The sequence below is a fragment of the Aeromonas sp. S18(2024) genome (assembly GCF_041402525.1).
GTDB lineage: Bacteria > Pseudomonadota > Gammaproteobacteria > Enterobacterales > Aeromonadaceae > Aeromonas > Aeromonas enteropelogenes.
The window spans coordinates 104,196-124,900 of the sequence record NZ_JBGLQV010000012.1 but is presented as its reverse complement, the minus strand read 5'-3'; the positions used below and the strand labels follow the sequence as shown (position 1 = coordinate 124,900).

The 20,705-nt window shown below is 60.1% G+C and carries 18 protein-coding genes; 15 read left to right on the top strand and 3 right to left on the bottom strand.

What is annotated here, in order from left to right; translation table 11 throughout:
- The first annotated feature begins 47 nt into the window (after positions 1–47).
- The 7 genes from ACB034_RS17915 (at position 48) to ACB034_RS17885 (ending at position 7,159) form a co-directional block, all read left to right on the top strand.
- Entirely contained in the window at positions 48–950 is a 903-nt protein-coding gene (locus ACB034_RS17915) for a cation diffusion facilitator family transporter (RefSeq protein ID WP_371173385.1), read from the top strand.
- A gap of 459 nt (positions 951–1,409) precedes the next feature.
- A complete protein-coding gene (cspA, locus tag ACB034_RS17910) occupies positions 1,410–1,622 on the top strand; it encodes an RNA chaperone/antiterminator CspA (protein WP_026458175.1) in 213 nt (70 codons plus the stop codon).
- A gap of 302 nt (positions 1,623–1,924) precedes the next feature.
- Complete coding sequence (locus ACB034_RS17905; RefSeq protein ID WP_371173384.1) at positions 1,925–3,283, top strand: NCS2 family permease; 1,359 nt, start codon at positions 1,925–1,927, stop codon at positions 3,281–3,283.
- A gap of 228 nt (positions 3,284–3,511) precedes the next feature.
- Entirely contained in the window at positions 3,512–4,582 is a 1,071-nt protein-coding gene (dhaK, locus tag ACB034_RS17900) for a dihydroxyacetone kinase subunit DhaK (RefSeq protein ID WP_371173383.1), read from the top strand.
- Positions 4,583–4,591: 9 nt separating this feature from the next.
- Complete coding sequence (gene dhaL / locus ACB034_RS17895; protein ID WP_201942533.1) at positions 4,592–5,221, top strand: dihydroxyacetone kinase subunit DhaL; 630 nt, start codon at positions 4,592–4,594, stop codon at positions 5,219–5,221.
- Between the two features lie 2 nt (positions 5,222–5,223).
- Positions 5,224–5,940, top strand: a complete 717-nt coding sequence (dhaM, locus tag ACB034_RS17890) for a dihydroxyacetone kinase phosphoryl donor subunit DhaM (RefSeq protein WP_371173382.1) — start codon at positions 5,224–5,226, stop codon at positions 5,938–5,940.
- Between the two features lie 136 nt (positions 5,941–6,076).
- Positions 6,077–7,159, top strand: a complete 1,083-nt coding sequence (locus tag ACB034_RS17885) for a glycerol dehydrogenase (protein ID WP_371173381.1) — start codon at positions 6,077–6,079, stop codon at positions 7,157–7,159.
- An 87-nt stretch (positions 7,160–7,246) separates the two neighbouring features.
- Here ACB034_RS17885 and dhaR read toward each other — a convergent pair whose 3' ends face one another.
- A complete protein-coding gene (gene dhaR / locus ACB034_RS17880) occupies positions 7,247–9,151 on the bottom strand; it encodes a dihydroxyacetone kinase operon transcriptional regulator DhaR (protein ID WP_371173380.1) in 1,905 nt (634 codons plus the stop codon).
- A 581-nt stretch (positions 9,152–9,732) separates the two neighbouring features.
- On the opposite strand from dhaR, the gene ACB034_RS17875 reads away from it, so the two are divergent.
- Together ACB034_RS17875 and ACB034_RS17870 are read left to right on the top strand one after the other, a co-directional pair.
- Complete coding sequence (locus ACB034_RS17875; protein WP_223379796.1) at positions 9,733–10,515, top strand: hypothetical protein; 783 nt, start codon at positions 9,733–9,735, stop codon at positions 10,513–10,515.
- Positions 10,516–10,602: 87 nt separating this feature from the next.
- A complete protein-coding gene (locus ACB034_RS17870) occupies positions 10,603–11,271 on the top strand; it encodes a hypothetical protein (protein WP_371173379.1) in 669 nt (222 codons plus the stop codon).
- 277 nt (positions 11,272–11,548) lie between these two features.
- On the opposite strand, the gene ydiK is transcribed toward ACB034_RS17870, so the two are convergent.
- Together ydiK and ACB034_RS17860 are read right to left on the bottom strand one after the other, a co-directional pair.
- Positions 11,549–12,640 carry an AI-2E family transporter YdiK gene (gene ydiK, locus ACB034_RS17865; protein WP_371173378.1) on the bottom strand — a complete coding sequence of 364 codons (1,092 nt, stop codon included), beginning with the start codon at positions 12,638–12,640 and terminating at the stop codon, positions 11,549–11,551.
- Positions 12,637–14,034 (bottom strand): phosphatase PAP2 family protein, encoded by a 1,398-nt coding sequence (locus ACB034_RS17860; protein ID WP_371173377.1) that lies wholly within the window; start codon positions 14,032–14,034, stop codon positions 12,637–12,639. Before ACB034_RS17860 ends, ydiK begins: the two co-directional genes overlap by 4 nt.
- Positions 14,035–14,226: 192 nt before the next feature.
- Between ACB034_RS17860 and ACB034_RS17855 the strand changes: the two genes are divergently transcribed.
- From ACB034_RS17855 to ACB034_RS17830, 6 genes are all read left to right on the top strand, one after another.
- Positions 14,227–14,604 carry a hypothetical protein gene (locus tag ACB034_RS17855; RefSeq protein ID WP_026455849.1) on the top strand — a complete coding sequence of 126 codons (378 nt, stop codon included), beginning with the start codon at positions 14,227–14,229 and terminating at the stop codon, positions 14,602–14,604.
- A 244-nt stretch (positions 14,605–14,848) separates the two neighbouring features.
- Positions 14,849–15,247 (top strand): ribosome-associated heat shock protein Hsp15, encoded by a 399-nt coding sequence (hslR, locus tag ACB034_RS17850; RefSeq protein WP_371173376.1) that lies wholly within the window; start codon positions 14,849–14,851, stop codon positions 15,245–15,247.
- Positions 15,248–15,333: 86 nt separating this feature from the next.
- Positions 15,334–16,218: an Hsp33 family molecular chaperone HslO gene (gene hslO / locus ACB034_RS17845; protein WP_042029062.1), complete on the top strand. Its 885-nt coding sequence runs from the start codon at positions 15,334–15,336 to the stop codon at positions 16,216–16,218.
- A 148-nt stretch (positions 16,219–16,366) separates the two neighbouring features.
- Complete coding sequence (gene pckA, locus ACB034_RS17840) at positions 16,367–17,992, top strand: phosphoenolpyruvate carboxykinase (ATP) (protein WP_124239487.1); 1,626 nt, start codon at positions 16,367–16,369, stop codon at positions 17,990–17,992.
- Between the two features lie 190 nt (positions 17,993–18,182).
- Positions 18,183–18,848 (top strand): GntR family transcriptional regulator, encoded by a 666-nt coding sequence (locus ACB034_RS17835; RefSeq protein ID WP_026455845.1) that lies wholly within the window; start codon positions 18,183–18,185, stop codon positions 18,846–18,848.
- Positions 18,849–18,880: 32 nt separating this feature from the next.
- Entirely contained in the window at positions 18,881–20,683 is a 1,803-nt protein-coding gene (locus ACB034_RS17830) for an aminopeptidase P family protein (protein WP_371173375.1), read from the top strand.
- The last annotated feature ends 22 nt before the right edge of the window (positions 20,684–20,705 follow it).

Below are 20,705 nucleotides of genomic sequence, written 5' to 3'. Positions count from 1 at the left end.
TAATGCACCACTTTGCAAATGCCGTTATTGAGTCAGGAACCCGAATCATGTCCCGAAAATCTCGCGCAGCCCTGGTCTCCGTCTGTTCCAATATCAGCCTGATCATCATGAAGCTGGTGGCCGGTCTCATCAGCGGGTCGGTCAGCATCATCTCGGAAGCCATTCACTCGGCCATGGATCTGGTCGCCGCCCTGATCGCCCTGTTTGCGGTGAAGAAATCGGATCTGCCCCCCGACGAGCACCACCCCTATGGTCATGACAAGATTGAAAATGTCTCCGGCGTCATTGAAGCGCTGCTGATCCTGCCGGCCGCAGGCTGGATCATGGTTGAAGCCATCGGCAAGCTGCTCAACCCCTCCCCCATAGAGAGCATCGGCTGGGGTGTGCTGGTGATGGTGCTCTCGGCTCTGGTCAACAGTGTCGTTTCGGCATACCTCTACAAGGTGGCCAGAGAAGAGGAGTCCGTCGCCCTGGCTGCCGATGCCCTTCATCTCAAGGCCGACGTACTCACCTCTGCCGGCGTGGCTGCCGGGCTTGGCGGTATCTGGCTGGCCAGCCTGTTTGGCTACTCTCTTGCCATCCTGGATCCCCTGGTGGCCATCGGTGTCGCGCTGTTTATCGTCAAGGAAGCCATCGCCATGCTGATGGAAGCCTTTCACCCCCTGATCGATCGCAGCATGAGTCCCGAGGAACTGGCGATGACCAGCCGCATCATCACCGACTGCTGCCCACCGGGTGCCGATTTTCACGATCTGCGCAGCCGCCGAGCGGGTCGTCGTCGCCATATCGATTTTCACCTCACCCTGCCGACCACCATGAGCATCGGCGAAGCCCACACCATCTGTGACCGGGTAGAGGAGGCCATCATGCAGCAGCTGCCGCACGCCATCGTGTTGATCCACGTCGAACCTGATGAACAGAGCGGGGCTCTCGCGGCAACCCCCTGCTGATGGTCCTATCAGGCGGAGCTGGGTTTCTCACTGCCTTGCTCCCGCCTGTTCGCCCTTCCACTTCATTTCTGCGCAAATGATCCGCCACTCCCTTTGACAGGAAAAATGAGATGTGATGGCATTTCTCGAAAATGCAAGAACATTATCCATTGTCTCTATGCGATTGAAAAATATCATCTTTGTGACGCAACCAAGGAAAACTTGCTGTTACATATGTGCGATTTCAAGATAAAGTTTGCTTTAGAAATGGGAGAGTGTTCTAATCCTTCACGATGGTTCGGCAGTTCAGACCTGTTTATGTTAGGCAGACATTTTAGTAAAGCAGTGATTACAATAGGCATTATCTTTATAATTCCTGTCAAATAATTCTCCTTCTTTAGTGCTCCCCATACGTATTGCTGACGAATAATCACCGACTGCCGTAATGGCATTTCAAACACTATTTAAAGAGAAATTATTATGTCTAACAAAGTGACTGGTACTGTTAAGTTCTTCAACGCCGAGAAAGGTTTTGGTTTCATCTCCCCGGTTGACGGCAGCAAGGACGTGTTCGTTCACTTCTCCGCCATCCAGTCCAACGGTTTCAAAACCCTGGAAGAAGGTCAGCGCGTAGAGTTCACCATCGAACAAGGCCAGAAAGGCCCGGCAGCTGCCAACGTCGTTGCCCTGTAATTCAGGTCAAACCGTCTGGCGATGACTCATGCCATTGGCTGAGTACACTGCAAGCATTGAAAAAACCCGCCTTGGCGGGTTTTTTTGTTATCCATATGTCACTCCTTTAACTTCCCACCAGACAACCGGCATCACACATGCCTCTCCTGCTCGAGTCGCTTTGGCTCGAAAAAAATCCCGAATGGCTCCTTATGTGGAGATCTTGACGAAAATTTCGGGTTATCCGCTGCTTTTGTCGCGATTTCTTGCTATTTTGCGCGCCACTAACGCAAACGATTTCCTTCACACTTTCAGGATTAGTTATGGCAAAGCAAGATATGGCCGCCCAATCAGGGAACGGCGGCTTTCTGGACTCTTATTTTTCCATTTCTGCGCGCGGCAGTAGCGTGCGTCAGGAGCTGGTTGCGGGGCTGACCACCTTCCTGGCCATGGTCTACAGCATCATAGTGGTGCCGAATATGCTGGGTGCTGCCGGCTTCGAGCAGGGTCCCGTCTTCGTGGCTACCTGCTTGATCGCCGCCTTCGGCTCCCTGCTGATGGGTCTGTGGGCCAAGCTGCCCATGGCCATCGGTTGTGCCATCTCCCTCACCGCCTTTACTGCCTTCAGCCTGGTGCTGGGGCAAGGGCTGAGCATCCCGGTCGCCCTCGGCGCCATCTTCCTGATGGGTGTGCTGTTCACTCTGATCAGCGTCACCGGCGTGCGTCAGTGGATCCTGGACAACCTCCCCTCCGGCATCGCCCATGGTACCGGCATCGGGATCGGCCTGTTCCTGCTGCTGATCGCCACCAACGGCGTCGGCATGGTGATCAAGAACGAAGGGGCCGGTTTGCCGGTCCAGCTCGGTGAAGTGACCGCCTTCCCCGTCATCATGACGGTGCTGGGTCTGGCCGCCATCTTCGGCCTGGAGCGCCGCAAGGTGCCGGGCGGCATCCTGATGGTGATCATCGCCATCTCTATCCTCGGCCTCATATTCGACCCGAAAGTGACCTGGCAGGGCTTCTTCGCCATGCCGAGCCTGACCGGCGAGAGAGGCTCTCTGGTAGGCAGCATGGATCTGCTGGGCGCCCTCAACCCGGTGGTCATCCCCACCGTGCTGGCACTGGTGATGACAGCCGTATTTGACGCCACCGGCACCATCCGTGCCGTAGCTGGCCAGGCCGGCCTTATCAACGAGCGTGGCCACATCATCAGTGGCGGCAAGGCCCTGACCGCCGACTCCGTCAGCAGCATGGTGGCCGGCGCCGTCGGTGGTGCACCGGCCGCGGTCTACATTGAATCGGCCGCAGGTACTGCCGCCGGTGGCAAGACGGGTCTGACTGCCACCCTGGTTGGCGTGCTGTTCCTGCTGATGATCTTCCTCTCTCCGCTGAGCTATCTGGTACCGGCCTACGCCACCGCACCGGCCCTGATGTACGTGGGTCTGCTGATGCTGGGCAACGTCACCAAGCTGGACTTCAGCGATTCGGTCGATGCTCTCTCCGGCATGCTGTGCGCCGTCTTCATCGTGCTGACCTGCAACATAGTCACCGGCATCATGCTGGGCTTCGTGGCGCTGGTGATCGGCCGCCTGTTTGCCGCCGAGTGGAAAAAGCTCAACATCGGCACCGTCATCATCGCCGTGGCGCTGGTGATCTTCTACGCCGGTGGCTGGGCCATCTAATACCTACGGTTATAGAGAAGGGCCCTGCGGGGCCCTTTTTCGTGGTTGTGACCCGGCTAACATTTCCCCTTCATTCCAACCGTCGGCGTTTCAGTTTGGAACAACCAGCGCCCTCAGGCTGTTTCAGATCCGAACCGGAACGGCCGTCATTTTTCTCCCGCTTTCTCTCGCTAGACTGGCTCTACCAACCATTTGCCCACCATGCGGTGGCAAGCCAAGGAGTGAGCCATGAAGAAACTGATCAATGCCGTCGATGCCGTGGTCCGTGAACAACTGATGGGGATGGCTGCCGCCCATCCCGAGCTCAAGGTCCGTATCGAACCCCACTACATCACCCGCGCCGATGCCCCCGTACAAGGCAAGGTGGCGCTGGTCTCCGGCGGTGGCAGCGGCCACGAGCCGATGCACGGCGGTCTGGTGGGCAAGGGCATGCTGGATGGTGCCTGTCCCGGCGAGATCTTTACCTCTCCTACCCCGGATCAGATGTACGAGTGTGGCCAGGCGGTCGACGGTGGTGCCGGCGTGCTGTTTCTGGTGAAGAACTACACCGGCGATGTACTCAACTTCGAGACCGCTGTCGAACTACTGCACGGTGACGGGGTCAAGGTGGGCTTCGCCCTCATCGATGACGACGTAGCGGTCAAAGACAGTCTCTACACCGCAGGCCGTCGCGGCGTCGCCACCACAGTGCTGTGTGAAAAACTGGTAGGTGCCGCCGCCGAGGCGGGCTATGACCTGGCGCGCTGCGAGGTACTGGCCCACCGCGTCAACAATCAGAGCCGCACTATTGGGGTGGCCATGCACGCCTGCACAGTGCCGGCCGCCGGCAAGCCCTCCTTCACCCTGGCAGACAACGAGGTGGAATTCGGCGTCGGCATCCATGGCGAGCCGGGCATCGAGCGCCGCCCCTTCACCGACCTCAACGCCCTGGTGGATGACATGTTCAAGGAGCTGACTGACAACCTCCCCTATGGCCGTACCCTGCGTCACTGGGATCGCGCCAGTGGCAGCTGGCAGGAGGAGCACACCTTTATCGAGCCGCTCAACAAGGGCGACCGGGTCATCGCGCTGGTCAACAGCCTGGGGGGAACCCCCATCTCCGAGCTCTACGGCGTCTATGGCCGGCTCGCCACCCTGTGTGAAGAAGCGGGCATTCATCTGGTGCGCAACCTCATCGGTCCCTACTGCACCTCTCTCGACATGACCGGCATCTCCATCACCCTGCTCAAGGTGGATGACGAGCTGATGACCCTGTGGGATGCCCCCGTTAACACCCCCGCCCTGCGTCGCGGCTGCTAAGGAATCTCCATGTTAAGCAAGCATCAAATCGTCAACTGGCTGCTCGACTGCGAGCACATATTCACCGATCAGCGTGACTATCTCACCGCGCTTGATACCGACATCGGCGATGGGGATCACGGCCTCAACATGCAGCGCGGCTTTGCCAAGGTGGCCGAAAAGCTGCCAGCAGTGGCGGACAAGGACATCGGCCAGGTGCTGAAAACCACCGGCATGACCCTGCTCTCCTCCGTGGGGGGCGCCAGCGGCCCCCTCTACGGCACCTTCTTCATCCGTGCCGCTGCCAGCAGCGATGCCTGCCAGAGCCTGAACCTGAACCAGCTTTGCAAGATGTTGAGCGACGGGGTGGAGGGGATCGTCTCCCGCGGTCGCGCCGAGCCGGGCGACAAGACCATGTGCGACGCCTGGTGGCCCGCCCTGGCTGCACTGCAACAGGCCGAGCAACAGGGTCTGCCGCTGCCCGAGGCGCTGGACAAGGCGGTGGCAGCCGCCACTGCCGGCACCGAGGCCACCATACAGATGCAGGCCCGCAAGGGGCGCGCCAGTTATCTCGGCGAGCGCAGTATCGGCCATCAGGATGCCGGGGCCACCTCGACCCTGTTGCTGTTGACCGCCCTACGTGACAGAGCGAGGTTGTAAACATGATAGGAATCGTAGTTGTCTCTCACAGCGCCACCCTGGCGGCCGGTCTGCAGGAACTGGCCGGTCAGCTGGGTAGCCCGGCCCGGTTGCGGCTGGCGGCCGGGGTCAATGACCCCGACCACCCCATCGGCACCGATGCCATCGCCGTGATGAGTGCGATCGAAGAAGCGGATGACGGCAGTGGCGTGCTGGTGCTGATGGATCTTGGCAGCGCTCTCTTGAGCGCCGAGACCGCCCTCGAGCTGCTGCCTCCCGAGCTGGGCGCCCGGGTGCGACTCTGCCCTGCCCCGCTGGTCGAGGGCACCCTGGCCGCCGTGGTGGCAGCCGGCTCCGGCCTCAGCCTGGACGAGGTGGCCGCCGAGGCACTGGGGGCCCTGGGCCCGAAACAGGCCATGCTGCCGACCAGCGCGCCCCAAGACACTACCGACCCAACCCCGGCAGCCGAGCAGGGCTGGCTGCGCTGCGAAGTGGTGGTGGAGAATGCCCACGGTCTGCACGTGCGCCCCGCCGCCCGTCTGGTAGCCAGCCTCAAGCCCTTCACCGCCGAGTTGAAACTGCAAAAGGGGGAGAAAGAGGCCAATCCCCGCAGCCTGACCCGGCTCGCCATGCTCGACGTGCGCCAGGGGGATCGCCTGACCCTGCTGGCCCGCGGAGAGGATGCCGAGGCCGCACTGGCCTGCTTCCGGCAGCTTGCCGATGAGCGTTTCGGCGACTGACAGCCGCTCACCAGTCTGCTGTTTCAGGCGCCGTATCGGCCCGATTTGCCGCACATTTGGCGCCTTTTCAAGACGAGGTGCTCCGGGGCTATCCCCGGACACTTCGCCCCGATTCTCACAGAAAGAGGGATAGAAAATGGATCGCATCATCATCAGCCCTAGCAAATACGTACAAGGCAACGGGGCCCTCGCCAATCTCGGCAACTACGTCAAGGCGCTCGGCAGCAGGCCGTTGATCCTGGCCGATGCCTTCGTCACCAGACTGGTGGGTGACACGGTCGCCACCAGCTGCCACGGGGCCGGGATCCAGCCCGAGTTCGACTGCTTCAACGGCGAGTGCTCCCGCCCCGAGATCGACCGGCTGCTGGCCCGCTGCAACCAGACGCCCTTTGACGTCATCATCGGCATCGGCGGCGGTAAGACGCTCGATACCGCCAAGGCTGTCGCCTTCTACCAGAAACTGCCAGTGGTCATAGTGCCGACCATCGCCTCCACCGATGCCCCCACCAGCGCGCTGGCTGTCATCTACACCCCACAGGGGCAGTTCAGCGAATACCTGATGATCCCGACCAACCCCGACATGGTCATCATGGATACAGGTGTCGTCTCCCGCGCGCCGGTGCGGCTGTTGGTCTCCGGCATGGGGGATGCGCTCTCCACCTACTTCGAGGCGCGCGCCAACAAGGTCTCCGGCTGCCAAACCATGGCCGGTGGCGCCTCCACCCTGGCGGCCCAGGCCATCGCCGAGCTCTGCTACCAGACCCTGCTGGCCGATGGTTACAAGGCCAAGCTGGCGGTGGAGCAGGGGCTCTGCACCAGAGCGGTGGAGAACATCATAGAGGCCAACACTTATCTCAGCGGCATCGGCTTCGAGAGCAGTGGTCTCGCCGCCGCCCACGCCATCCACAACGGCCTGACCCAGCTTGATGAGTGCCATCACCTCTACCACGGCGAGAAGGTGGCGTTCGGTACTCTGGTGCAACTGGTACTGGAGAATGCCCCCATGGCGGAGATCGAGACGGTGCTGGGTTTCTGCCGCTCCGTGGGCCTGCCGACCAACCTGCATATGATGGGGGTCAAGGAGCTGGATATGGCACGCCTGATGGAGGTGGCCAGGGCCTCCACCGCCGAGGGCGAGACCATCCACAACATGCCGTTCAAGGTCACTGCGGAAGATGTGCTGGCGGCCATCGTCACCGCCCACCAACTGGGGCTGTAACGACACGCTGGCCATATGAAGAGGCCCCGCCATTGCGGGGCCTTGTTGTTTTGCGACTTTCCGGTGGCACAGACCAATGCACAGCCGTTACCCGTGGTAGTCGGCGGGATCGATACCCAGGGTTTTCAGCCGCCGCCAGAGGGTGGTGCGGCCTATGCCAAGCTGCCTGGCCATCAGACTGACCTGCCCCTTGCAGGCGTGAGCGGTGCGCAGGATGGCCTGGCGCTCCAGCTCGGCCAGGGTGAGCAGCGGCTGCCCTACCACCTCGTCTTCAACCAGCCGATAACCATGACGAATGGCGGCCGGCAGCGCCTCCGGCGGGATCTGCCCCTGGCTCGAGTGGAGCAGGGCATGCTCGATGGCGCTGCGCAGCTCCCCCAGATTGCCGGGCCAGGAATAGGCCAGCAGACAGTCGAGGGCCGCCGGGCTGAAGTGGCGCACCGGCTCACGCCCCTGCGCCGCCAGCTGCTGGCTGATAAGCCCGGGCAGATCCGCCGTGCGCTCGCGCAGGCTCGGCAACCAGAGCTCGCACGCCTGCAGGGCATAGAGCAACTGACGGCCGAAACTCCCCTCCTGCACCTTCTGCTCCAGCGGGGCGCTGCTGGTGGCGATGATCCGCACCTTGAGCGGCAACACACGAGCCGAGTCGAAACGCTGGATGCGACCTGTCTTGAGCAGCTGCAGCAGGGCTGCCTGCATGGGGGCTGGCAGAAACTCGATCTGTTCCAGCACTAGCGTGCCGCCGTGGGCCAGCTCGAACTTGCCGGCCCGCTCCTGCCCCGCCTCGTCGGAGCCCATCAGCTCCAGCGCCATCCGCTCGCTCGGCAATGCCTGACAATTGAGGGTGACGAGGGGACCGGCGGCCCGATCGCTGCCGAAATGGATGGCCTCGGCCAGCTGGGCCTTGCCCACCTCCTCCTCGCCGCGCAGCAGGACTGGCCCCTGCCCCTGAGCCGCCTGACGGGCGTAGCGCAGCAGCTTGCGCATGGCACTCGACTCCCCCACCAGCGCCGAGAGCTCGGGCACCGTCTGGCGCAACTGATGGATGGCGCGCAGCCTGTCGACCGGATGGAGCAGGACGATAAAGCTGACCCCATCCGGCCCGGGCAACGGCTTGAGGCTCACCAGCGCACTGATGAACTCCCCTGTGCCCGTGCGCTCCAACGTCACCTCCACGTGGCTGAGCGGCATCTGCCCCTTGATGGCGAGTTGCAGTCGCTGGGGCAGCAGCAGGTGCAGCTCCAGCGGCTGGCCGAGGCAGAGATCCGGCTCGAGCCGCAGTCGCCTGGCCGCCAGGGCGTTGAGGTAGCGCAGCCGGCCCTGGGGATCCCAGGCCAGCACGCCGTCATCCATGCCATCAAGCAGGGCGTAAAGCTCGCTCAGATGGTGCTGGGACTCCTGCATCAGGCGCTCCGCCTGCAGCAGATGGGCCAGTTCGCGGCCAGCGCTGACGGTGAGCGCCAGATCCCCCGCCGTCGCCGCCTCCACCTTGCAGATCAGGGCAACGATGGCGACCTGGCGGCCATTGCTGTTGTAAACCGGGCTGGCGCAGCAGTGCCAGGGATGCAGGGTGTGGTTGAAATGCTGGGAGCCGCTGACGCAGAGCGGCATCCCCTCCAGCGCTGCCAGATTGATGGCATTGGTGCCGATGCGCCCCTCGCTGAAGAAGGCGCCGGGGCCAAAACCCAGCGCATCGAGCGCCTTCAGGGTCTCGCCGTGGCCGGTGCGGGCCAGCAGGCAGCCGCTCTCGTCGGTGAGCAGCAAGGCACAGGGGCGTCCTTCCATAAATTCGTAGAGATCTTCGAGGGCCATTTCGCCGGTGGTGAGCAGCTCCCGCTTGCGCTGACGCAGGCTTTGCAAAGTTTGCCCCCTGGCGCAGTGAGGCGGGTGCCAGAGTGTCGCGCTGGTCTGGTGGGCGCAACGCAGCCAGGAGGCCTGCAGATAGTCAGGCCAGGCCCGGGCTGGCGGCATGGAGGCGGACAAGATGGTCACGACAAGATCCGGCAAAGAGACGAACACCCATTTAACCACCCTTGCCGGCCAGATTCAGTGACCTGTCTCAGAGGGTGACAACCCCGCCCTCCTCCCGGTCGGGTTCACCCCAGAATTTGGCGAAAAGGTTGCCGCTGGTGGTGGTATTCGCTGCATCACCCTGCACCAGCCCGCCTGACCCCCCTAACGACCGATAACCTAGGGCGTTGCCACGCCCCGGGTTATCTCACCATGCCCATTTTTGTTAACCACAAGCCCCTGACCAGCCGCCCTGTATCTTGGCCACTACGCCATATGGCGTGTCACCGCGATCACACTCCCGAGTTATTCAGAGGCTGAGACTCGGTGGCGCTTTCCATGGGGGCTCCAGAAGTGTATTTTTGCCCGATGGCCAAAAGTAGAGCCAAAAGAGGATGCGCGGCGAATACGCTCAGCATCAGAGGCAGGCCGGTAATGTTGTTATTTAAAATGCATTTTTCGTGGCGGAGCTCAGGGCGATCCGGAGTTATATGGAAGGCTCTATTAACGGATTAGAACCGCCGTCCATCTAATCATTGCTATACCTCTAGGGAAAGTGCCACATGAAAATCTTCGCACCGTGCATAGAATGCCAAAAGGAACTAGGGCACCCGTCATTTGAGCCGATAATTGCAGATTACTACGAAGGAGCTGTGGCTTATATAGAGTGCTCCAGAGGGCATAAATCCGCAGTCCTGCTACAAAGCCAGAAATTCGAAATTCTACTTGAGTCAGCTGCAAACGCACTTCTTGAAGGCTACACGATCGAGGCAGCATCAAGTCTCTCGGCGGCCTATGAAAGATTCTTTGAGTTCTCTATCAATGTCTTTTGCAAAAAGAACTCAATCACTAAGCAGGCCCTTGAAGAAACATTCAAGCAAGTTTCCAAACAGTCAGAACGCCAAATTGGAGGTTTCCTTTTCCTCCACCTCATAACCTTTGGCAGCAGCTATACGCTTAGCAAAAAAATCCCGGAACTGAGAAATAAAGTAATCCATCAAGGATATATACCTACACCAGAAGAAGTAATCGCCTTTGGAGAGCTAATTTATCAAGAGATTTACTCAATAACTCAGCTGTTAAAAATCACTATGCATAGTGAAATGCAGCAGGTCATTATGGACGATTTACAATCAAAGAACGAAAAAATACCACCCGAAACACCCCGCGCAACTTCTACTGGCGCAATGTTTTTTTCCTTGTCCATGACAGAGCAGAAGAAAGATTTCCATGAGGCTCTTGCTTCGTACAAGGAAGCTAAGGAAGTAATTTCTGGCTCAGTTCCATACATGAAGCTACTCAATAAGGCAGTTTCGTTATATACAAAATTGCGTGCCGGGGCATAACAACTGGTCCAAATCGCTCGATCATTGGGACGGGCTTAAGCCAGCCCCTCAACCAAACGTTATGTGTAATTATTGAGAACGGAAAAAATGAAGCTTTCACAGTCTTTAGAAGACTCTCTTAAAAAAGACAATCTAAGTGATTTGGCAGTAAATCTTGGTGAAGTAGGCATAGATGCAATTTTAGATAATGGTGTTTTGAGAGACATCCCGATTCTTTCTAGCATTCTTGCTGGCATCAATGCAATTGGTAGCGTACGAGATGCTCTGTTTACCAAAAAGCTTGTTGCTTTCCTTTCTGAGTTGTCTGACATTCCGATAGAACAACGTCGACATATGATCGATTCAATTGATAATTCGAATGACTTCAAAGTAAATGTTGGAGAGAAGCTTATCTATATCATAGAGAAAGCAGAAGACCACTACACGAGTAAAATTATTGCAATTTTCTTCGCGGAGTTTCTTGTCGGAGAAATTACATATAATCAATTCCTAAAAATCAGTCGAATTATCGACAATATGTTTATCGGCGATTTCCTTGAGTTTGCGAATAAATCTTCACAGCTAATTGACTTTGACTCTGAAAATACATTTATTAACACAGGCTTAGTCGATGTCTATTTTGAGCCTGTGGTTGTTGAAGATAGTGATGATTACAAAAGTTATAGAAAGTACGTAACAAGTGGTGGTGCAAGCCTGTACATCACTCCTATCGGTGAGTTAGTAAGGTCGGTACTCAAGGGAAAAAATTTCGCATAGCAAACGCCTCAAGAGAGACTATCAACGCGTGGCGTTTCCAGCCCGTAGATTCGATTAGCCGTCAGGCGTAATCGGACATTCGCGTAAATCGATTATCCCGCGATAACGACCACCCGTATTTCCCCTCTGACAGATGCCGTTGACTCACGGAAACACCGGGGCAACGGCATCTCGATCATCCGATTACGCTTCGCTAATCGAACCTGCATGGGACGGTAATAAACAAAATAGCCGCCCATTGGGCGGCTCTATGCATCAGCTATTTATGGCTGAATCGTCACTCAGCCTTGGGCGGTGCAGCGACGGCGGTCGACTCTGGCAGGTGATCTCCTTCCTTTATCCAGGCATCCAGCAGGGTGTAACCCACCGCCAACACCACGGGGCCGATAAAGAGACCGATGATCCCCATGGTCAGCAAGCCGCCGATAACCCCCACCAGAATGAGGATGAGGGGCAGGTCGGCACCGCGCTTGATAAGGAAGGGGCGCAGGAAGTTGTCCATGGTCCCCGCAATCAGCGACCACACCAGCAGGAAGGTGCCCCAGGTGGTATCACCGCTCCAGTAGAGATAGCCGATACAGGCCAACAACACGGGGAAGGGGCCGATCTGGGCGACGATCAGGATGAACATCACCACCACCAGCACCATGGTGTAGGGAATGCCGGCAATCCACAGACCCAGACCTGCCACCGAGGATTGTACGATGGCGGTCACCACCACCCCCATGGCCACGGCGCGGATCGCCTGGGAGGCCAGCACGGTGGCATTGTCGCCGCGCTCCCCCGCCAGACGATGGGCAAAGCGGCGGATGCCGGTCGCAACCATTTCCCCCGAGTGATAGAGCACACCGCAGATCCCCACGGTCAGCAGGAAGTGGACAAACAGCAGGCCCAGATTGCCGGCCTGGGAGGCGAGCCAACGGGCGGTCTGGCCAAAATAGGGGGCCAGCTTGGCAAACAGCACCTGACCACCGCTAGCCAGGATCTGCTGCCAGAAGTCATAGAGTTTGGCGCCTACCAACGGGATCTGCTGCAGCCAGAGCAACTCGGGCGGCGGCGAGTGGCTGATACTGGTACCCAGCTCGATCAGCATGGGCGCCTTCTCCGCCACGTTCGCCAGGGTCATGAACAGCGGGATGACGAACATCAGCAACAATCCCAGCGTCATGGTCAGCGCCGCCAGCGTGCGCTTGCCCCACAGCAGGCGCTGCACCATCAGCATCAGCGGCCAGGTCGCGATGGTGATCATGGTGGCCCACACCAGCGCGGGCAGAAAGGGGCGCAGCACCATGAAACAGGAGATGATGAGGATGCTGATAAACAGCACCCCCAGGGTTATCTTGGCCAGATCCACTTTTTTCATATTCATAGCGTTCCCTTATCGGGGCCCATTCCCCGGGGTAGAGAGTCAGTATTCAGGAGAGACAGTATCCACCAGAGACCGGCGCTCAACCAGAGCCCCAATCCGAAAAAGAGCGACAGCTGGCCGAGCAGGATCCCCAGCGAACTGCTGGTAAGCAGCGGCAGGGCCCACAGGCCGGTTCCCAAAAGCGCGCCACCTGCCAGCGTGACGACACCGGTCAGCACGGGAGGATGGCCACCTCGCGCCAGCGAAGCGGTTCCCCCCAGCCAAAGCCCGAGGGCAACCACGCCAATCCCGGCCAAATGAGTCGACTGGGCCCAACCAGCGCTGACCAAGGCAAACGTGGTCAGCACCAGCCAGCCAGTGGCTCGGGCATCATGGCGCCAGGCGCTTCGCATCGCCAGCACCAGGGCGCCAAGCAGCAGCCCGACGGCCACGTCCGAGATAAAGTGCACACCGAGCCAGACTCGCGCCAACCCTGTGGTGAGAGCCAGCACCAGCGCCAGCAAGGTGGCCCGCCAGCGGTGCGCCGGCCACAACCAGCCGAGCAGCGCCCCCCAGAACACCATGGCCGAGGCGGTGTGGCCGCTCGGCATGCCGAATCCCTGGGCACTGCTGGCCGCAAGCTCCGGCAACAAATGGAAGGGACGTGGCCAGCCGATGCTCTCCTTGCCCACCTGCACCAGCAGGCCGAGCCAGAGCATGGCAAACAGCAGTTGGCGCAACCGTGGCCAGCCCAGCAGAGGCAGCAGCAAAGGTATCAGGGCAAGCTGAAAGCCTCCTGAACCAAACAGGTTGCTGACCGAGAGCCACCATACATCAGGCCCCAGCCACTGCTGCAACCGCACCATCAGGGGGATATCGGCCCGGTGCAGGCTACTTCCCTGCGCCACGAAGTCCGCTTGCCAGCTCACCTCGCTCTCGGGCACCTCGTCCAGCCGCCCCTGCAACCAGTCGAGCTGATCCGGAAAGCGGCGCTCTGCGGCGGGCAGCTTATCGATGGCAATCAGACGGGCGTTGAGGATCTCCCCCCCCAGATTCGGGGCCCGCAGGAGGGAGACAAACCCCGAGCCTTGTTGCGCCACTATCGGCTCCAGGGTGCGGCAGGCGAAGATCTCCGCCCGCTGCCAGCGCCCCAGTGGTTTAATCACCTCGCCCGAGAGTCCGGTCTCTTCATAAAGCTCTCGCAGCGCCGCCCGGGCCGGCGCTTCCCCTTCGTCGATATAACCGCCACTGAGGCTATAGCGGGAAGAGATGCGATCCTGCACCAGCAAGACGTCACTCTGGTGCCGAATCGCGCAAACGGCAGCACTTGGCGCCGTTTGCGGCGGCAATTCGGCCCCCTGAACCGGCAGGCCGGCCCCCAGGGCAATCAACAGTAACAACAGGATTTTCAACATGATCCGTCACTCAGACAAGCTGGGTGACAAGCCTCCCAGAAATCCGTCAAACGGGCAATGCCATCGCACCGGTCGCCCCTTGCCAGCCCGGGCTTGTCCCCACTCCTGCGCCGCCACGATTGCGGTCAGAGGAGTGACTCCCTACTATTGAGGGCTAACCTCAATGTCACACAGCAAATGCTGGAGCCCTTAATGAGACAGTTCGGCTTTTTCCTTGGCATCTCCCTCGGTGTCATCCTGATCCTGTTTGGCAGCATCGTCATCTTCCAGGCCCTGCCCGCCGCCCTCGACGTGCTGGAGATGCCGAGCCGCATCCCCTTCGTGCGCGAGGTCTACACCTGGCTGATGAGCAGCGCCAGCGGCCTGACCGCCAATCTGGAACAGAACTTCCTGGAGGCGTTCCAGACAGTGCTCAAGCTGATCCTGCTGATCGCCTTCATGTGGGTCTGCGTCAAGCTGGTCAACATGGGGGTGCTGATCATCCGCGCCGGGGTGGATCTCATCCGTACCGCCATCGAACACAGCGAAAAAGAGCAGGGCAGCAAGCCAGAGCAACAGGATCGTTTCTGATCCCGGCCCCGCCGCCCCTCGATGCCGCCCCACCAGGCGGCATTTTTATGCCTTCGACACCGTGTTGCGCCAAGCCCTGACGTTTATCCAGTCTGGCAATATTTCTCCTTTTCAATCAGCAGGCTGCCAACATGATGGTGACACGGATGCCCGCCGATGCCGGCTCCCCTGTCGCCCGGTTTCTATCCCGGCCATCGCCTCTGGTATAATCGACCGCCTCTTTTCCCCGTTATGGAGCCCGTTCATGTCCAAACATGCAGAAAGCACCCTCGAGGTTCGTCTCGACAAGTGGTTGTGGGCGGCACGCTTCTACAAGACCCGCTCGCTGGCGCGGGATCAGATTGACGGGGGCAAGGTGCACTACAATGGTCAGCGCAGCAAACCGGGCAAACATGTGGAAGTAGGGGCACTAATCCGCTTCTGGCAGGGCCAGGATGAACGGGAAGTGCGAGTGCTGGCCCTCTGCGAGCAGCGCAAGTCGGCACCGCTGGCCCAGCAACTCTATGAAGAGACGGCTGACAGCCTGAAGAAACGGGCCGAGAACAGCGAGGCCCGCCGTTTCAACAGCCAGTTTGCCCCGAGCCCGGAGCGTCGCCCCGACAAACAGGAGCGGCGCCAGTTGCTCAAGGTCAAGCAATACTGACCCGACCCATTTAACGACGGGCTGGCCACCGCAAGGCAGGAGCCAACCCGACCGATTTACCTCACCGAACAACCCAGGAATACATGATGAGCAACCAAGATCTGCTGTATCGCTATCTGTTTGAAGAGTACGAAGTACGTGGCGAGCTGGTCCAGCTGGATCACACCTATCGCCATGTGGTGGAAGCCCAGAACTACCCGGTGCAGGTACAAAAGCTGCTGGGTGAGCTGCTGGTGGCCACCAGCCTGCTGACCGCCACCCTCAAGTTCGAAGGCTCCATCACGGTGCAGCTGCAGGGGGACGGCCCGGTCCGTCTGGCCGTCATCAACGGCGACAACAACCAGCAGTTGCGTGGCGTGGCCCGCTACGAGGGCGAGCTGCCGAACGACGACAAGCTGCAGAGCCTGATCGGCAACGGCCAGCTGGTCATCACCATCACCCCGGAGCAGGGCGAGCGCTATCAGGGCATCATTGCGCTGGACGCCGACACCCTGGCCGGTTGCCTAGAGCACTACTTCGCCCAGTCCGAACAGCTGGCGACCAAGCTGTGGATCCGCACCGGTTACCATGAAGGAGCTCCGCGCGCGGCCGGCATCATGCTGCAGGAGCTGCCCGCCCAGAGCGAGGATCACAGCAATGACTTCGACCACCTGACCCAGCTCACCAGCACCATCAAGGATGAAGAGCTGTTTGGTCTGGAAGCGGAAGAGATCCTCTACCGCCTCTACCACCAGGACAAGGTACGGGTATTCGATCCGCAGGCGGTCGAGTTCCGATGCACCTGCTCCCGCGAGCGTTGCGAAGGGGCCCTGCTGCAGATCGAGAAGGAAGAGGTGATGGATATGGTGCAAGAGCTCGGCAAGATCGACATGCACTGTGATTACTGCGGCGCCCAGTACCAATTTAATGGGATCGACGTCGAAACCCTGTTCAGCAGGGCTCCCGGCAATGATGCAAACAAGTTACACTAATTAAAGGCGGGCAAAACCCGCCTTTAACTTTAATAACAAAAAAATACCCTATTTTATAAAGTTTGATGGCGATCGCTAAACTCTACCACCTAAGTGATAGGATGGACGCCAGATAGAACCCTACAACCTCTGACCCCAGGAGAATACAATGACAATCGTGGCAGAACCCACCCTGGCCCAACAATTAGGTCTGGACCAGTACGGCATCAAAAACAGCCAGGAAATTGTACGCAACCCCTCTTACGAGCAGCTGTTCGAGGAAGAGACTCGCCCCGACCTGGAAGGATTCGAGCGCGGCGTAGTGACCGAGCTGGGCGCCGTCAACGTCAACACCGGTATCTTCACCGGCCGCTCCCCGAAAGATAAATATATCGTCAAAGACGCAACCACCCAGGATACTGTGTGGTGGTCTGACCAAGGCAAGAACGATAACAAGGCCATCACCCCGGAAGTGTGGTCACATCTGAAATCCCTGGTAACCAAGCAGCTCTCCGGCAAGCGCCTGTTCGTGGTCGACGGCTTCTGCGGCGCCAACCCGGACACCCGCCTGGCCGTACGCATCATCACCGAGGTGGCCTGGCAGGCACACTTCGTGAAGAACATGTTCATCCGCCCGAGCGAAGAAGAGCTCAAGACCTTCAAGCCGGACTTCGTGGTGATGAACGGTGCCAAATGCACCAACCCGAACTGGAAAGAACAGGGCCTCAACTCCGAGAACTTCGTCGCCTTCAACATGACCGAGAAGATGCAACTCATCGGCGGCACCTGGTACGGTGGCGAGATGAAGAAGGGCATGTTCTCCATGATGAACTACTTCCTGCCCCTGCGCGGCATCGCCTCCATGCACTGCTCCGCCAACGTGGGTCAGGACGGCGATGTGGCCATCTTCTTCGGCCTCTCCGGCACCGGCAAGACCACCCTCTCCACCGATCCCAAGCGCCAGCTGATTGGTGACGACGAGCACGGCTGGGACGACCACGGTGTGTTCAACTTCGAAGGGGGCTGCTACGCCAAGACCATCAAGCTCTCCGAAGAGGCCGAGCCGGACATCTACCACGCCATCCGCCGCGATGCGCTGCTGGAGAATGTGACCGTGGCCGCCGACGGCACCATCGACTTCGACGATGGCTCCCGTACCGAGAACACCCGTGTCTCCTACCCCATCTATCACATCGAAAACATCGTCAAGCCGGTCTCCAAGGCGGGTCACGCTACCAAGGTGATCTTCCTGACCGCCGACGCCTTCGGTGTGCTGCCGCCGGTCGCCAAGCTGACCAAGGAGCAGACCAAGTACCACTTCCTGTCAGGCTTCACCGCCAAGCTGGCCGGTACCGAGCGCGGCATCACCGAGCCGACTCCGACCTTCTCCTCCTGCTTTGGCGCGGCCTTCCTCTCCCTGCACCCGACCAAGTACGGCCAGGAGCTGGTGAAGCGGATGGAAGCGGCGGGCGCCGAGGCCTACCTGGTCAACACCGGCTGGAACGGCACCGGCAAGCGCATCTCCATCAAGGACACCCGCGCCATCATCGACGCCATCCTGGATGGCTCCATCGAGAAGGCGCCGACCAAGGTTCTGCCGATCTTCAACCTGGAAGTGCCTACCGAGCTGCACGACGTGAACCCGGCGATCCTCGACCCGCGCGACACTTACGCCGACAAGGCCGAGTGGGATGCCAAGGCTCAGGATCTGGCCCAGCGCTTTATCAAGAACTTCGAGCGCTTCACCGACAACGACGAGGGCAAGCGCCTGGTGGCGGCTGGTCCGCAGCTGTAATAACTCCTCGCGACGAGTGAATCATGCCGGTCAGCCTTGCTGACCGGCATTTTTGTTTTTTACACAGGCTCCGAACGCTGCTGGCATTGGGCTGGACGCCCGTAAACCTTGCCTTGCTCGCCCCAACGGGGTAGATTCAGCCAAACTTTATACAATATACAATTTCGTAACGCGCTATCGTGACCCTGCCATGACCCCACCCTACAAAACCCGAACCCAGATGGTGATGGAAAACCTCCGTGGCCGGATCCTCCGTGGGGAAATTCCCGCCGGCGCCCCCTTGCGCCAGGATGCCATCGCCAAGGAGCTGGCGGTGAGCCGCATCCCGGTGCGGGAAGCCCTGATGCAGCTGGAGGCCCAGGGGCTGGTGAAGTTCGAAGCCCATCGCGGCGCCGTGGTCACCATGCTGGACGCCTCGGCCATCGAGGAACTGTTTTATTTGCGAGCGTTGCTGGAAGCCGATACCCTGTTTCATGCCGTCGACAAGATGACCGAAGCCACCTTCGCGCAAGCGGAGGCGATCCTCGCCCAGTTCGATCACGCCCTGGAGTCAGGCACCCAGATCGAACACTGGGCCGAGTTGAACCACAGCTTCCACGCCACCCTCTATCAGGCTGCCGGCCGCCCCCAGGCACTGGATCTCATCGCCCAGATCAATCTGAGCTGTGACCGTTATGTCCGCTTCGAGCTGCTGTTTGCCAGCGATGGCGTGGACAAGGCGGAGCGTGAACACGCCCAGCTGCTGGAGCTATGCCGCGCCCGGCGCAAGCACGAGGCGGTGGTGCTGCTCAAGCAGCATATCGAGGCCGCAGGCCAGTCGATCAAGCGGATCCTGGACAGCAGCCACAACAACTGAACACTCATATAGCAACCATCTGGCATAACGATATGAATAATTTCGAGTTGATTGAAACCCGCGTCGCCCAAGTCAGGGCCGAGCTGGCCATGCAGGAGCTGGACGCCTTTATCATCCCCCACGATGATGAGCACCTGGGTGAGTACATCCCCGCCTACGCCGAGCGACTGGACTGGATCACGGGTTTCAACGGTTCCGCCGGCGTCGCCATCATCATGGCTCAGCGCGCCGCCCTGTTTGTCGATGGCCGCTATACGGTGCAGGCCCGCATGCAGACCCCTGCCGAGCTGTTCGAGTTTCTTCACCTGAATGACAACCCCCACGTGCAGTGGTTGGCCGAACAGCTGCCGTCCGGCGCCCGGGTCGGTTTCGACGCCCGTCTGCACAGCCTGACCTGGTACAAGCAAGCCAAGGCGCTGCTGGCCGAGCGCGGCATCGAGCTGGTGCGCGTCGAGCAAAACCCCATCGATCTGCACTGGACCGATCGCCCCACGCCGACCAAGAGCCCGGTCATTCTCTACAGCGAGGAGCTGGCTGGCCAGTCCAGCCAGTCCAAGCGTGAGCTGCTGGCGGCGGATCTGCGCAAGCGCGGTCTGGATGCGGTGCTGCTGACCCAGGCCGAGCCCATCAACTGGCTGCTCAACCTGCGTGGCCGCGACATCGAGCGCCTGCCGGTGGTACTGGGCTTTGCGGTGCTGTACGCCAACACCACAGTGGATTTCTTCGTCGATACCGACAAGATCGACTGCTTCGCCTTCAGCCAGCACGTGGGTCAGGACGTCTCCGTCTACCCCATCGACAAGCTGGGTGATGTGCTGGTACGCATCGGTGAGGATCAGCAGAAGGTGCTGGCAGACCCGGACAGCGCCAACGCCTGGACCCAGCTGGTGATGGAAGAGGCGGGCGCCATCCTGGTCGCCGGCCAGGACCCCACCATGCTGCCGAAAGCCTGCAAGAACGAGGTGGAGCTGGCGGGCATGCGCGCCGCCCACCTGCGCGACGGCGTGGCCGTGACCCGCTTCCTCGCCTGGCTGGATCGGCAGATCGCCGCTGGCTCCTTCGAGGGCATGGACGAAGGCACCCTGGCCGACCAGCTGGAAGCCTTCCGCCGCGAGCAGGAACACTATATCGAGCCGAGCTTCGATACCATCTCGGCGCTGGGCCCCAACGCCGCCATGTGCCACTACCACCATGGCAACGGCACGCCGCGCCCCTTCGGTCAGGACAGCCTCTATCTGGTGGACTCCGGCGGTCAGTATCTGGACGGCACCACCGATATCACCCGCACCATCAAGGTGGGCGAGGTGACCGACGAACAGAAAGCCATGTTCACCCGGGTGCTGCAGGGCCACATCGCCCTGGATCAGGCCCGCTTCCCGCGCGGCACCGCCGGCATCCAGCTCGATGTGCTGGCCCGCATGCCGCTGTGGCAGGCCGGCTACAACTATGACCATGGTACCGGTCACGGGGTCGGCCACTTCCTCAGCGTGCACGAAGGTCCGCAGCGTATCTCTCCGAAAGGGAGCATGGTCCCCCTGCAACCGGGCATGGTGCTCTCCAACGAACCGGGTTACTACCGGGAAGATGCCTTTGGCATCCGCTGTGAGAATCTGGTGGTGGTGACCGAGCAGGAGCAGGTCGGCGAGCTGCCGATGCTGGGCTTCGAGCGCCTGACCTATGTGCCGTTCGATATCCGTCTCATCGATCGCAACCTGTTGAGTCCGGACGAGTTCCGCTGGATCAACGAATACCATGCCGAGGTGTTCCGCCGCCTGAGCCCGCTGCTCGACGGGGACGATCTCGCCTGGCTTGAGCAGGCAACCAGCCTCATCTGATGACACAGGGCCCACGGGCCCT

What these genes read in the sequence shown, in the direction of transcription:
- ACB034_RS17915 (WP_371173385.1), top strand. Translation starts at nt 48, where the DNA reads ATGTCCCGAAAATCTCGCGCAGCCCTGGTCTCCGTCTGTTCCAATATC.
- cspA (WP_026458175.1), top strand. Translation starts at nt 1,410, where the DNA reads ATGTCTAACAAAGTGACTGGTACTGTTAAGTTCTTCAACGCCGAGAAA.
- ACB034_RS17905 (WP_371173384.1), top strand. Translation starts at nt 1,925, where the DNA reads ATGGCAAAGCAAGATATGGCCGCCCAATCAGGGAACGGCGGCTTTCTG.
- dhaK (WP_371173383.1), top strand. Translation starts at nt 3,512, where the DNA reads ATGAAGAAACTGATCAATGCCGTCGATGCCGTGGTCCGTGAACAACTG.
- dhaL (WP_201942533.1), top strand. Translation starts at nt 4,592, where the DNA reads ATGTTAAGCAAGCATCAAATCGTCAACTGGCTGCTCGACTGCGAGCAC.
- dhaM (WP_371173382.1), top strand. Translation starts at nt 5,224, where the DNA reads ATGATAGGAATCGTAGTTGTCTCTCACAGCGCCACCCTGGCGGCCGGT.
- ACB034_RS17885 (WP_371173381.1), top strand. Translation starts at nt 6,077, where the DNA reads ATGGATCGCATCATCATCAGCCCTAGCAAATACGTACAAGGCAACGGG.
- ACB034_RS17875 (WP_223379796.1), top strand. Translation starts at nt 9,733, where the DNA reads ATGAAAATCTTCGCACCGTGCATAGAATGCCAAAAGGAACTAGGGCAC.
- ACB034_RS17870 (WP_371173379.1), top strand. Translation starts at nt 10,603, where the DNA reads ATGAAGCTTTCACAGTCTTTAGAAGACTCTCTTAAAAAAGACAATCTA.
- ydiK (WP_371173378.1), bottom strand. Translation starts at nt 12,640, where the DNA reads ATGAATATGAAAAAAGTGGATCTGGCCAAGATAACCCTGGGGGTGCTG.
- ACB034_RS17860 (WP_371173377.1), bottom strand. Translation starts at nt 14,034, where the DNA reads ATGTTGAAAATCCTGTTGTTACTGTTGATTGCCCTGGGGGCCGGCCTG.
- ACB034_RS17855 (WP_026455849.1), top strand. Translation starts at nt 14,227, where the DNA reads ATGAGACAGTTCGGCTTTTTCCTTGGCATCTCCCTCGGTGTCATCCTG.
- hslR (WP_371173376.1), top strand. Translation starts at nt 14,849, where the DNA reads ATGTCCAAACATGCAGAAAGCACCCTCGAGGTTCGTCTCGACAAGTGG.
- hslO (WP_042029062.1), top strand. Translation starts at nt 15,334, where the DNA reads ATGAGCAACCAAGATCTGCTGTATCGCTATCTGTTTGAAGAGTACGAA.
- pckA (WP_124239487.1), top strand. Translation starts at nt 16,367, where the DNA reads ATGACAATCGTGGCAGAACCCACCCTGGCCCAACAATTAGGTCTGGAC.
- ACB034_RS17835 (WP_026455845.1), top strand. Translation starts at nt 18,183, where the DNA reads ATGACCCCACCCTACAAAACCCGAACCCAGATGGTGATGGAAAACCTC.
- ACB034_RS17830 (WP_371173375.1), top strand. Translation starts at nt 18,881, where the DNA reads ATGAATAATTTCGAGTTGATTGAAACCCGCGTCGCCCAAGTCAGGGCC.